Below are 13343 nucleotides of genomic sequence, written 5' to 3'. Positions count from 1 at the left end.
GTTCGGGGTTCGGGGTGCTATTGCTCACCCGTACAGCATGGCACTTGTGTGCGGTGAGGTGCGAGAGGAACCGCCGATCGTGTCCCAGGAAACGCCTTTTACGCACCTCAGGCAGCACCAGCAACCCGAGATCCCGCTCGGGGATGTCGGGTTGCTGGATGTCTTAGGAGGGCCTGGTGTCTGCGGGATTATCGGGTCCCCGAGGCGGCGGGGAATGACCCGACGACCCGTCGTCTTCCCTTTCTATCTCCGCAGGCAGTGCGCCTTGGTGATGTTTCGTGACAATTGTGGTGACGGCATCCTCGTTGGTGCCGAGTTCTTCTCGGGAATAGTGGCGCCGGGTGATGCGACTTCCGGCCGACAACCACCTGAATGGGTGCTGGTTGAAGGTTGGGGTCGCTTGTCCCTCAGCTGTTTTTGGTGGTAACCAGGCGACCTTGAGTGTCCCGGGGTAGCGGGTTGATGACCACCGGGTGTCGTCGGTGCCATCATCGTCAACCCTTGCGTGGAAGATGGAGTCCACCAGAGTGAGGTTGGAGAGATCCGTAAACCCACCGCGCTTCCAAGGCTCGATGTGGTGAACATCGCAGTATGCCGGGGGAGCGGATGTGTAGGGCGCGGTACTCATTCCTTCCTCGGCAACAAGGGCTAAGTATTGGGCGGTTGAGCCGCAGCGTCTCGAACGAGCGAACTCCATAGTTTGGCCGCGTGGGTCGAGAACACTGAGGTGTAAGTCCCCGAAATCGGCGCAACGCAGCATCTCCACGATCGACATGGTGGTGCCCACATCGGTGGTGACTACACCGGAACACTTGGCCAATTCGGCGATAGTGGTCACCGCGACAATGCTGGTGGTGCCCCGCGCCGGGCGGAGTCGCTGCACAGGGCGCAGGTGTGGTTGAGGCTCAGTGCTCATCGGCTCGGTGGAGTCTTCATCGATGGGGACGAAGTCTGTCTGCGCTGCGGTCGCGGCGATGTCCTTATCGGTGCGGCAGGACCCGTAGCCAGCGTGCAGTGCAGCTTCCAGGGCGTCATGGCGACGTTGCTCAGGAGTGCGCGGGTCGGTATCCCCGTCGGCAAGCTCCATGAGGGAACCGGGGCGCGCGTGGTCAGCCCATAGTCGGCGCAGCATGGCCCCAAGATGCGGTGTCACGTGTCCCTCGAGATAAGACATGTTGTCTTTATTTGGGTGAGAAAGTGTGACGGACCGGTGTTCGTGGCGGTCGCGATCTGTGTATGGCGATTCCGCGTTGAGCAGAACGCGCAGTTGCGGACCGATGGCGCGAAGGTCGTCGGGGCGGGTCGCGGCTGCTGCTTCGAGGATGTCGGGTTCGACCTCCCGGATTCGCCGTCGGGCGGCAACAGGCAGCTCCGCAATCGCGCGGTGAAGATTTTCGACGCTGTCGGCATTCACATTGCCGCGGACGGCGCGGTCGCGAAGATCCGGAAGTGTCCGCATGCCGCCAGACGTTTTTGCCCCGACCCCCTTTTGGAGAAGCACCGCGTTGCGTAAGCGTTTGCGGGATTCGCGGAAGCTGATGTTGATCGTGTCCGAGAGGTTGCGTACTGCTGAGGAGCTTGCTTCGACCCGTTCGCCGTCATTGGAGGCAGACAGGTAGTCAACATCAACGATGGTGAGTTTTGCGCGAGCTTGTTCTAAGCGGCGGTACGCGAGGTTGCGCGTGGTCTTGTCCAGCTGGCCCCAATCGGTGTCTTGCAACAGATCGATGGTGTGGTCTAGCTGGGCTACTAGGCGGAGCACCTCCTGCCCAGATTCTTCGAAGTCCCCCCGGTTTCTCATGACTTCATGATAGCAAAAAGTCGAACGTGTGTACGAAAACGCTAGCTAAAAACTTGGTGACTACTGCGTTAATTTGCCGATTCTGTAGCGTCGAAACCATTGCTTCGAACAGGTCTACGTATTCAATAGGGCATGGAAAAAGCGGCCTAGTGGATTTTTCCACTAGGCCGCTTCGTGCGTTCCGACGCTCTGGGTGTCTACCGCTTACTTCGCGTTACGACGTGCGTGTCCGGGGAGCGGGACACCGTTGACGCGAGGAGCATCGTCGGTGGGCGTGCTCGCCGGCTTGTCCGCAGCCGCAGCCTCATCCTCGGCAGGCGCCTCAGGCGACTCATCAGCCTCAGCTTCAGCAGCCTCAGCGGAGTCATCCTGAAGACCGACATTATCGACAGACTCGGTATCTACAGGGTCCTCAGCGGGGGTTCCCTCAGCATGCTCGACGTCAGAATCCGAGGTCGATTCTGCAGCAGGCTGCTCAGCAGGTGCCTGTTCAGCGGCGGGCTTGGCTGGTGCCTTGCGGGCTCCGCCGGGCACCGGGGCGGCCTTGCGTGCGCCACCCGGGATCGGGGCGCCGTTGACCTTGGGCTGCTCAGCGGGAGCCTCTGCTTCGGGCGCCTCAGCTGCAGGCTCCTCGGTCGGAGTCTCAACTGCTGCTTCCTCAGCAGGCGCTTCCTCAGCGGCGGGCTTGGCTGGTGCCTTGCGGGCTCCGCCGGGCACCGGGGCGCCCTTGCGTGCGCCGCCTGGGATCGGGGCGCCGTTGACCTTGGGCTGCTCAGCGGGAGCCTCTGCTTCGGGCGCCTCAGCTGCCGGCTCTTCAGCAGGCTGCTCAGCAGGTGCCTGTTCAGCGGCGGGCTTGGCCGGGGCCTTGCGGGCACCGCCGGGCACCGGGGCGCCCTTGCGTGCGCCGCCCGGGATCGGGGCACCGCCAGCGGTCGGCTGCTCTGCAGGCGCCTCAGTCTCAGCTGCGGGTTGTGCCTCAGCTGCCGGCTGTGCGTTCTTAGCGCCACCCGGTACAGGAGCGCCCTTCTTGGCGCCGCCAGGCACGGGGGCTCCACCCTTTGCACCACCGGGTGCGGGAGCGCCCTTTGCACCACCGGGTGCCGGAGCACCCTTCTTGGCGCCGCCGGGCACCGGAGCTCCGCCCTTAGCACCACCAGGTGCGGGTGCGCCCTTCGCGCCACCGGGTGCGGGTGCGCCCTTCTTGGCACCACCGGGTGCCGGTGCACCCTTGGCACCACCCGGTGCGGGTGCGCCCTTCGCGCCGCCGGGTGCCGGAGCACCCTTTGCACCACCGGGTGCAGGTGCACCCTTCGCGCCACCGGGCGCCGGTGCGCCCTTTGCACCACCAGGTGCGGGAGCACCCTTTGCACCACCAGGTGCGGGAGCGCCCTTGGCACCACCCGGTGCAGGAGCGCCCTTCGCGCCGCCCGGTGCCGGTGCGCCCTTGGCACCAGATTGAGCGGGCTTGGACTCAGCCTTGGCCGGGGCTTCTGCCTTGGCTTCTTCGACCTCTTCCTCGGCCTCGTCTTCCTCAGGCTCGGGCTCGGGCTCGACGTAGCCGCGCTCGGGCTCTTCCATCCACTTGGGCTCGTGCGGCTCCGGCAGAGAGCCGTCGACCAGCACGGAGTCGCGGATCATCTGGGCGATGTCGACAACTTCGGGCTTGTTGTCGTCGTCGGCGAGGTTGTTCACGCCGTCGCTCATCATGGTCTTACAGAAGGGGCAACCAATGGCGATCTGGGAAGCGCCGGTGGCCAGTGCTTCTTCGGTGCGGTTGATGTTGATGCGCTCGCCGATGGTTTCTTCCATCCACATGCGCGCACCGCCGGCACCACAGCAGAAGCCGGTGTTGCGGTTGCGGTCCATTTCGACCAGCTCGGCACCGGAGGCGCCGATGAGTTCACGGGGTGCCTCAAAGACCTTGTTGTGGCGGCCCAGGAAGCAGGGATCGTGGTAGGTGACCTGGCGGTTCTGGCCGGAGGCGACCGGCTGGAGGCGGTTTTCCCGGACCAGCTGGTTCAGCAGCTGGGTGTGGTGCAGAACCTTGTAGTTGCCGCCCAGTTCCGGGTACTCGTTTTTGAAGGTGTTGAAGCAGTGTGCACAGGTCACGACGATCTTGCGCTGCTTCGGCGGGACGCCGTCGAACACCTCGGAGAGCTGCTCGACGTTTTGCTCGGCCATCATCTGGAAGAGGAACTCATTGCCGGCACGGCGTGCGGAGTCACCGGTGCAGCCCTCGGCTTGGGAGAGCACGGTGAATTTCACGCCGGCGGTGTAGAGCATTTCGGCGACGGCCTTGGTGGTCTTCTTGGCGTTGTCGTCGTAGGCGCCAGCACAACCAACCCAGAACAGGTATTCGGTGTCGTCGAAGTTTTCGACGTCTTCGCCCCAGACGGGCACGACGACGCCGTCCTTGCGGACTTCTTCGATCCAGTCGGCGCGGGTGGAGGCGTTCTGGCCCCACGGGTTGCCCTTGGTTTCCAGGTTCTTGAACAGGCCGGCCAGCTCGGTCGGGAAGTCAGATTCGACCAGGACCTGGTAGCGGCGCATATCGACGATGTGGTCGATGTGTTCGATGTCGACCGGGCACTGTTCGACGCAGGCGCCACAGTTGGTGCAGGACCACAGCACGTCGGGGTCGATGACGCCTTCGTCGCCTTCGCCGACGAGCGGGGTGCGCAGGATTTCGGGGCCGGGGCCTTCACCGTCGGGGGTGTCGCCGCGCAGCAGGTACGGGGCGGAGGTGTAGGCGTGGTCGCGCAGGCGGTTGACCAGCAGCTTCGGGGAGAGCGGCTTGGTGGTGTTCCAGGCCGGGCACTGCTCCTGGCAGCGGCCACATTCAGTGCAGGAGGTGAAGTCCAGCAGGGCCTTCCAGCTGTGGTCGGTGACCACGCCGGTGCCCATGGAGTCTTCTTCGGGGTCTGCTTCTTCGAGGTCGATGATCTCGCCGTTGGAGGTCATCGGCTTGGCTGCGCCGAGGGCGTTGTAGCCGTCGGCGTTGCGCTTGAGGAAGATATTCGCGAAGGCGAGGAAGCGGTGCCAGGCAACGCCCCAGGTCAGGTTGCGGCCGACGACGAATAGCCAGACCATGCCGGAGAGCAGCTTGATCAGGGCGAAGATCGACACCATCGCTGCAGATGCGGGCAGTAGCTGGGCGATGAAGCCGGTCACGAAGTTGGACCAGTGGATCGCGTGGTCCTGTTCGTAGGTGGCGAGCTTGCCGGCCTTGACCATCATCATGCCGAGGCCCTCGATGAGGACGACGGCTTCGACGAAGTATGCGGCCTTGGCGTCGGAGCCGTAGAAGCGGCTCAGGCGTTCTTTGCCGCGCTGGGTCTGGCGCACGATGATGAGCGCCAGGATGCCCAGGGTGGTGCCTAGGCCCAGGATCTCATCGATGAAGTGCCAGATGGTGAGGTCGCGCAGGATCGGCCAGCCGCCGGCGGGCCAGAACGTCTGGATATAGGCCTCGAACCACACCAGGGAGCCGAGCAGGAAGCCGACCATGACGAACCAGTGGGCAATGGCCACGCCTGGTTTTTTCGCCATCTTTGTGTGTAGGCCGATTTCCTTGACCATGGTCCACAGGCGCAGCGGCAGCTTGTCGGTGTGGCCGTAGGTTTTTTGGCCCACCATGATGGTCTTCACCATGTGGGTGAATCCCTTGATGAAGATGAACCAGCAGGGCAGGGATAGCAGAGCGCCGATGATGCCCACGACGAGCGTGAATCCGTTGTGGGTATCAACGGATCCTGCAGTCGCGGCTGCCTCGGCGGAGAGGGTGAGCACGCTCATGACGTTCCTTAATGGGGGTCGGCGCTTCGGGTGATTTCCGCAGCGCCTTGCCTATCGCAGGGCTCCCACGTCAGTGGGTGCTCGGCGAGGGGCTGGGGCATAGGCCCGCGGTTTAGTTCTCATGTGAGTTGTATCACGAGGGTTCAGTGGCTTCTAAATCGTGCGCGAGTTATGGGGGGTGCAGCCCTGTTCTAGCCAGTTTTTGCAGGTGAAGCGCAGGTTAGCCTAATTTCTGGTCTTGGATTATGAAAAGGCCGACATTGCGAAAATTATCCGCACGTGAACGGTATAAATTGAGCTCTTTTCTGGTGTGGCGGCCGCCTTGGGGTCTTCCCAGGGGGTCATACCGGCTGAAATTTGTGCGTTGGCGGGGTGGGGCGAGCGGGGGTAGCTGGAGTTGGCGTAGTCACGACTTAACCCTTGTGTGAATTGGTTCGCCGACCTGGTGGCCCCCTCGGTTGCGTAGGTGGCTCGGTCGGGTCGGTAGTCGCCCAGTTGGTGGCGGTACCTATATATAAGGGTTGTGCTTGCCGACGGTGGCGCCGTAGCTCGTAGCGTCGGCAAGCAATTTTTTCGCGCCTCTGCCTGCGGATTTCAAAAAAACTTGAGCAAAGTTGAGTCATGTTGGAACAATTCTTACCGCGACGCCGTTGTGCACAGTGAAAGGGTTGAGCAAGGCTGACTCAAGATGATTTGACGGCAGCCGCATTCGACGGCATGCTCTACGTCACGAAGACTCAGACGTTGAGTCAATCGAACTCAACCCCGGTTGATTACACACTTCCGGCTCGCCCCTTAGGCGGCCGCAATAGAGGAGGAATACATCATGGGACGTGCAGTAGGCATCGACCTCGGTACCACCAACTCCGTCGTTTCGGTCCTGGAGGGCGGCGAGGCCAAGGTCATCGCTAACTCTGAGGGTGCCCGTACCACCCCGTCCGTCGTCGCTTTCGCCAAGAACGGTGAAGTCCTCGTCGGACAGTCCGCTAAGAACCAGGCGGTCACCAACGTTGACCGCACCATCCGTTCCGTCAAGCGCCACATGGGTACCGACTGGTCCACTGAGGTCGACGGCAAGAAGTACACCGCCCAGGAGATTTCCGCGCGCACGCTGATGAAGCTCAAGCGCGACGCTGAGTCCTACCTCGGTGAGGACGTCACCGACGCGGTCATTACCGTGCCGGCCTACTTCTCTGACTCCGAGCGTCAGGCCACCAAGGAAGCCGGTCAGATCGCAGGCCTGAACGTGCTGCGCATCGTGAACGAGCCGACTGCCGCCGCCCTGGCCTACGGCCTGGAGAAGTCCGAGGAAGAGCAGACCATCCTGGTCTTCGACCTCGGTGGCGGTACCTTCGACGTCTCCCTGCTGGAGATCGGCGACGGTGTGGTCGAGGTGCTCGCCACCGCAGGCGATAACCGCCTCGGCGGCGATGACTGGGACCAGCGCATCGTCGACTGGCTGGTTGATAAGTTCAAGTCGCAGCACGGCATCGACCTGACCAAGGACAAGATGGCCATGCAGCGTCTGCGCGAAGCCGCGGAGAAGGCCAAGATTGAGCTTTCCTCCTCGCAGCAGAGCTCCATCAACCTGCCCTACATCACCGTTGATGGCGACACCCCGCTGTTCATGGACGAGACTCTGTCCCGCACCGAATTCCAGCGCATCACCCAGGATCTGCTGGACCGCACCCGCAAGCCCTTCCAGCAGGTCATCAAGGACGCCGACACCACCGTGTCCGATATCAACCATGTTGTGCTGGTCGGCGGTTCGACCCGGATGCCGGCTGTGTCCGACCTGGTGAAGGAACTCACCGCTGGTCGCGAGCCGAATAAGGGCGTCAACCCCGACGAGGTCGTCGCTGTTGGTGCCGCCCTGCAGGCCGGTGTGCTGCGCGGCGAGGTCAAGGACGTGCTGCTGCTCGACGTCACCCCGCTGTCCCTCGGTATTGAAACCAAGGGTGGCGTGATGACCAAGCTCATCGAGCGCAACACCACCATCCCCACCAAGCGCTCCGAGACCTTCACCACCGCTGAGGACAATCAGCCTTCGGTGCAGATCCAGGTCTTCCAGGGTGAGCGCGAGATGGCCGCGGCCAATAAGCTGCTCGGCTCCTTCGAGCTCGGCGGTATCGCCCCGGCCCCGCGTGGTGTGCCGCAGATTGAGGTCACCTTCGATATCGACGCCAACGGCATCGTGCACGTCGCCGCGAAGGATAAGGGCACCGGCAAGGAATCCAAGATCACCATCCAGGAAGGCTCCGGCCTCTCCCAGGAGGAGATCGACCAGATGGTTGCCGACGCTGAGGCCCACGCCGATGAGGACCGTAAGCGCCGCGAGGAGCAGGAAGTCCGCAACTCGGCTGAGTCCATGGCCTACCAGACCCGCAAGTTCGTTGAGGACAACGAGGACAAGGTCTCCCAGGACATCCGCGACCGCGTCGAAGAGGCGGCCAAGGGTGTTGACGAGGCCCTCAAGGGCAGCGATGTCGACGCCATCAAGAACGCCGTCGACAAGCTCTCCTCCGAGTCCCAGGAGATGGGCAAGGCCATCTACGAGGCCGAGGCCGCCCAGGGCGCTGCCCAGGCCGACGCCGGTGAGCAGCCTGCCGACGACAATGTCGTCGACGCTGAGGTTGTTGACGAAGACGACAAGGACGAGAAGGACAAGTAATGCCGGAATCGACTGACCCGAACACCACGGACGACACCGTGGACGGCGCTGCCGCCGAGGCCACCGCAGACACCGACGCTGCAGCGCCTGCCGACGGCGACGCTAGCGCCGATGCCGACGTCACGGCTGATGAGGCCGCTGACCCGGCAGCGGGCGCAGCCGAGGACGACCCCTTCGCCCAGCTCCAGGCCGATCTCGACGAACGCACCGCAGACCTGCAGCGCGTCAGCGCGGAGTTCGCGAACTACCGACGCCGCGTTGACCGGGACCGGGAGTTCGACCGGGCAACCGCCAAGGCCTCTGTGGCCGGTGAGCTGATTGTCCTGGCCGATGACCTCGACCGGGCCGAGCAGCACGGTGACCTCGAAGAAGGCCCCTTGAGTGTTTTTGCGGGCAAGTTCCGCACGATGCTGGAGGGCCTCGGGGTGGAAGGCTTCTGCGAGCCCGGTGACGAGTTCGACCCGGATATCCACGAAGCGGTTCAGGATACGTCCACCGGTGATGACCAGGTCATCGCCACGGTGCTGCGCAAGGGCTACCGCATGGAAGACCGCTTGCTGCGCACCGCAATGGTCGTTATCGGCGACCCGCAGGATTAGCAATACCCGGTAGCGGGACCGGGATGGGCACCAGCTCATTCCCGGCCCCGCACCGCACAGACTTTCCTTACCCACAGATTCATAACCTCGCACGCCGGCGAAGGTCCGGCGCGCGGACATAAGAAAGGAGGAGATGCCCGATGGCACCACGGGAATGGGCGGAGAAGGACTACTACTCGGACCTTGGCGTCTCCTCGTCCGCGAGCCAGGACGAGATTAAAAAGGCCTACCGAGTACTGGCCCGAGATAATCACCCGGATACGCACCCGGGGGATAAGGACAAGGAAGACCGTTTTAAGAAGGTCTCCGAGGCCTACTCGGTGGTCGGCGATCCGGATAAGCGCGCCGAATACGACGAACTGCGCGCAGCCATCCGCAATGGTGGTTTCCGGATGCCAGGCGCTGGTGGTGGGGCTCAGGCAGGCCCCGCCGGCGGGTTCGACTTCAATATCTCCGACCTGTTCGGTGATGGGGCAACTGCCTCCGGTGCTGGCGGCCTTGGTGATTTCCTGGGCAATTTCATGGGCCGCGCCGGTGGCGGCGCAGCTGCCGGTAGCGGACGCTCCCAGCGGTCGCGCCGCGGCGCGGACGTGGAAACCGAGATCACCCTTGATTTCCGGGAAGCCGCCCAGGGTGTGACCATCCCGCTGCAGCTGACCAACCCTTCGCCGTGCATCACCTGTAATGGTTCCGGTGCCAAACCGGGCACCTCCCCGGTGACCTGCGCATCGTGTCAAGGCTCTGGTTTCGTCAATGAGCAGCGCGGCGCTTTCGGGATGTCCCGGCCCTGCCTGGATTGTGGCGGCCAGGGAACCCGAATCGATAACCCCTGCACGGACTGTAATGGCACTGGTGTCACCACCCGCCGCCGCACCATCACGGTGCGCGTGCCAGCCGGTGTGGTCGATGGTCAGAAGGTGCGTCTTGCCGGCCAGGGCGAGGCGGGCCTGCGGGGCCGCCCCGCCGGTGACCTGTTCGTCACGGTGCATGTGCGCCCTGATGAGATCTTCACCCGCTCCGGTGATGACCTTGAGGTGACCGTGCCGGTGAGCTTCGGCGAACTGGCTTTGGGCGGCACCCTGACTGTGCCCACCCTCGATGGCAAGGTACGGGTACGTGTGCCCGCCGGTACCAGCGATGGCCGCACCCTGCGGGTACGTGGCCGGGGTATCCCGAAGCGGTCCGGCACGCCCGGCGACTTGTTGGTCACCGTGTCGGTGACAGTGCCGTCGTCCCTGGATGACGCTGCCGCTTCGGCCCTGCGGTCTTATGTCGCAGCTGAACGAGCATCGGGATTCGATCCCCGTGAGGGATGGGCCGGAAATAAATAATTCGGCCCCATACAGCTCGAGAAAGGCGGGAATACCATGTCGGACACATCGAAACGGCAAACTGAGGTGTACGTCATCTCGGTGGCGGCCGAATTGGCCGGCATGCACGCCCAAACGCTGCGCAACTATGACCGCCTTGGCATCGTCACCCCGCAGCGCACCAGCGGCGGCGGGCGACGCTACACCGCCCGCGATGTCGCCTTGCTGCGCGAAGTCCAGCGGCTGTCTCAGGAAGAAGGCGTCAACCTCTCGGGCATTAAGTCCATCCTGGAGCTCTCGGCGCAAGTAGAGCAGCTTGAAGAAGAAAACCGCCACCTGCGTGAGGAATTGCGCAAAGCCAAAGCCCGTAGCTCGCGCGCGGGCGGTGAGTTGGTGCACGTACCGCGTTCCACCGCTGTGGTGATGTGGAATCGCGACGCCCGCCGGCGCTAACCGCGCCGCTAACTCCGTCGCCGCTAACCCCGCCGCCGGCATGAACACCCAGGACCTCATCAACGGGACCTGTCCACTGCGTCTTCGAGAGTGCGCATAATGCCCTTGGCGCGTACTGGGTCCTCAAAATAAGAACCGTGCGAACCGCTCTCGGCCACCCCACCGGCAGGCCCCGCATCGCCGGCGCGGAAATCCGGGTCCTCCGGGTCCGCGCCATGGATATGGATACTCGCTGGGTACCGAATCGGGTCCTCAGCTGCACGTTCGGAAAACACCCGACTAGGCGCCCCCGCGGTGGCCTTGCCGCCGGCATCGACCAACTTCATATGGCCGGTGTTGTGCACACCCGGCCCCACACCGGGCGCTGCGACCAAGCACAGCGCATCCGCTCTCAGCCCGGGGCCCCGGGTGGCCTGCGCGGCAACGGTTGCGCCGTGGCTATACCCCACCACCGACAGCGGAGTATCCGGTCGCGCCGCCGATACCCGCGCAGCTGCCATCCGCACCTGGTCCGCAGCAGCGGGGTAGTAGGAGTCGCCGGCTGCGGCCAATAGATGCTGCGGGGCATTATGCATGGCGACCACCACCGCAGTAGGCCGGGTCGTGCTACCCAATAAGGCGTGCGCACGCTCGGCTTGCGTGGCCAACGAATCATGATCCTGCAGGTCGGAACCGGTGCCCGGCACGAGCACCACAATATGCTCGGCACCATCAAGGTCCCCGAACCCGATGAGGGCAGTCTGCTCATCGACAATGGCAAGCAGCTCGCCGCCAGCGCGCGCCGCCGACCACGCCAGACCAGCAGCATCGTCGCGCACCGCCGCAGCGTCCAGGACATCCGTATCGGGCCCACCGGCACGTAATTTCGCCGCCGTTGTCGTATCGGTGTCATCTAAATACGCAAGTAGTCGCCGGATCGTTGCGGTATGTGCCGCACATAGTGTGAGCAGCGGCGCTACCGCAGCAGCCCCCGAAACCCCGGGCAGCCCGCCACTAAAACCACCAGCAGCCCCGATAAACGCCGCAGTAATGGTGCGCGCCCCAGGGGTGACCACACCATTATCGGCGACAGTGAGGCCCTGGGAGACCGCACGGCTGACGGTGGCACGCAGGTCATCGGCGCTCCACCACCCGACACCACAGTCACCTAGCGCATCGGCGATAAGCGTCATCCGGTAGGCCCGGAAACGCAGCCGGTCAACCTCGGCACGTATGCGCTGGTGTACCGCAACACGCAGGTCACCACTGAAATCTGTATCGGGAATATGCGCCAGTGCGTGTTCTATCCGTTCGGCTATTTTTCGCAGCCTCGCAGCCTGGTCGAACCATTGCTGGGCGGCACCCAACGCCGCGTCGGCATGCCAGGTGCTGGCCACGGGCACAGTCAGTCCCATGTGACCACCTGGGCTAGAGTCCCGCCGAGCTCATCGTCGGCACGGGCTAAAGCAATGGCATACGCGCTGGTAGCTTCGGCTAGGGCCGCCTCGGATTCCGCTTTCGCCGCGAGATCCGCCGCCCACTGGTTCGCCAGATCCGCGGCAGCCGCACGGACTTGGGACACAGGCAGGCCACCAATGGAGCCAACAGCCCGGCCGGTATCGGCGATATCGGCGGCAGCGTCGGCAAGCCGGTCCGCGAACCCCAATAGAGCGGCCAGGTCGAGCTGCAGATAACTCGACTGCGTCATCGGTGTCCCTCCCTTGCCTGCTTCGATCCCGCACAGTCCGTGCGGTTGCAGGGCCCAGTATGCGATGTCGCCGCCGCCGCACTCATGCGGCCAAGGCGCCCCCACCAGAGCATTGTGGACGGATCGGCAATTGTGCACAGTGGTCATCACTGCAGGTAAAACCGGATGCCGGTACTGTTGCGGCCATGCGTATCTCCCTCGCCCAGCTGGAAAATCAACCCGTTAAGCAAGACAATCTCGACGCCATCCGGGCGGCCATTATCCGCGCCGGCCGCGACGAAGCCGACCTGGTTGTTTTCCCCGAAGCCGCCATGCAGGCATTCAACTCCGGCCGCCTCGACGCCCCCGCCGAACCGCTCGATGGGCCTTTTGCGCAGGCCATCCGGGAGGCCACCCGCGAGGCCGGTATCACCGCTGTGGTCGGGATGTTCCGCCCCGCCGACACCAAGGAAGTCGACGGCGACACACTCAACCGCGTCTACAACACTCTGCTGGTCACCGGCCCCGGGGTGGAAGGGCATTACGACAAGAAGTGGCTCTTCGACGCATTCGGTTTCCGCGAATCCGACACCGTCGCCCCCGGCGACAAACCCCTCCTGCTGAAAATCCCGACCGGTTCCGGTTCAGTCCAGCGCGAGGTCACCGTCGGCTTCGCAACCTGCTTTGACCTGCGTTTCCCATCGCTATTTACCGAGCTTGCCGACGCTGGCGCCGAGGTTATTGTGGTGCCCGCATCGTGGGGTGAAGGCCCCGGCAAACTGCACCAGTGGCGCATCTTGACCACCGCCCGCGCCCTGGACACCACCTGCTTCCTGGTTGCTGTGGACGCCGCCCGCCCCGGTGGCCCCTCCGAGGTTGGTGAGCAAAGCGGCCCGACCGGGATCGGGCACAGCGCGGTCTATGGCCCTGATGGGCAGATCGTCGCCGAGGCCGGCAATGGCCCGCAACAGTTCAGTGTGGATATTGACCTTGATGAGCTGCCGCGGGTGCGTGAAACCATTCCGGTGATTGAGCTCCGCACCTAAAC

At 63.9% G+C, this 13343-nt stretch carries 9 protein-coding genes; 5 read left to right on the top strand and 4 right to left on the bottom strand.

Annotation, left to right across the window (positions count from 1 at the left end; genetic code table 11):
* Positions 1-163 precede the first annotated feature (163 nt).
* The gene (locus KRX51_RS08845; RefSeq protein ID WP_218362772.1) at positions 164-1801 is read right to left on the bottom strand and encodes an HNH endonuclease signature motif containing protein; all 1638 of its coding nucleotides are present in this window, start codon (positions 1799-1801) and stop codon (positions 164-166) included.
* 204 nt (positions 1802-2005) lie between these two features.
* Complete coding sequence (locus KRX51_RS08840; protein WP_218362771.1) at positions 2006-5596, bottom strand: (Fe-S)-binding protein; 3591 nt, start codon at positions 5594-5596, stop codon at positions 2006-2008.
* 826 nt (positions 5597-6422) lie between these two features.
* On the opposite strand from KRX51_RS08840, the gene dnaK reads away from it, so the two are divergent.
* The 4 genes from dnaK (at position 6423) to KRX51_RS08820 (ending at position 10629) form a co-directional block, all read left to right on the top strand.
* Positions 6423-8267, top strand: a complete 1845-nt coding sequence (gene dnaK, locus KRX51_RS08835) for a molecular chaperone DnaK (RefSeq protein ID WP_218362770.1) — start codon at positions 6423-6425, stop codon at positions 8265-8267.
* Positions 8267-8866, top strand: a complete 600-nt coding sequence (grpE, locus tag KRX51_RS08830) for a nucleotide exchange factor GrpE (protein ID WP_218362769.1) — start codon at positions 8267-8269, stop codon at positions 8864-8866. The genes dnaK and grpE overlap by 1 nt, the downstream gene beginning before the upstream one ends.
* Before the next feature lie 140 nt (positions 8867-9006).
* Positions 9007-10197, top strand: a complete 1191-nt coding sequence (gene dnaJ, locus KRX51_RS08825; protein WP_218362768.1) for a molecular chaperone DnaJ — start codon at positions 9007-9009, stop codon at positions 10195-10197.
* A gap of 36 nt (positions 10198-10233) precedes the next feature.
* Positions 10234-10629 carry a heat shock protein transcriptional repressor HspR gene (locus KRX51_RS08820; RefSeq protein ID WP_218362767.1) on the top strand — a complete coding sequence of 132 codons (396 nt, stop codon included), beginning with the start codon at positions 10234-10236 and terminating at the stop codon, positions 10627-10629.
* A 59-nt stretch (positions 10630-10688) separates the two neighbouring features.
* On the opposite strand, the gene KRX51_RS08815 is transcribed toward KRX51_RS08820, so the two are convergent.
* Positions 10689-12023 carry an alpha/beta hydrolase gene (locus KRX51_RS08815; protein ID WP_218362766.1) on the bottom strand — a complete coding sequence of 445 codons (1335 nt, stop codon included), beginning with the start codon at positions 12021-12023 and terminating at the stop codon, positions 10689-10691.
* Positions 12014-12316 (bottom strand): hypothetical protein, encoded by a 303-nt coding sequence (locus KRX51_RS08810; protein ID WP_218362765.1) that lies wholly within the window; start codon positions 12314-12316, stop codon positions 12014-12016. The genes KRX51_RS08815 and KRX51_RS08810 overlap by 10 nt, the downstream gene beginning before the upstream one ends.
* A 185-nt stretch (positions 12317-12501) precedes the next feature.
* On the opposite strand from KRX51_RS08810, the gene KRX51_RS08805 reads away from it, so the two are divergent.
* Positions 12502-13341 (top strand): carbon-nitrogen hydrolase family protein, encoded by an 840-nt coding sequence (locus KRX51_RS08805; RefSeq protein ID WP_218362764.1) that lies wholly within the window; start codon positions 12502-12504, stop codon positions 13339-13341.
* The last annotated feature ends 2 nt before the right edge of the window (positions 13342-13343 follow it).

This window comes from Corynebacterium sp. TAE3-ERU12 (assembly GCF_019209905.1).
In the GTDB taxonomy this organism is placed as follows: Bacteria; Actinomycetota; Actinomycetes; order Mycobacteriales; family Mycobacteriaceae; genus Corynebacterium.
The sequence above is the reverse complement of the archived record's forward strand: the minus strand, read 5'-3'. Positions and strand labels throughout refer to the sequence as shown.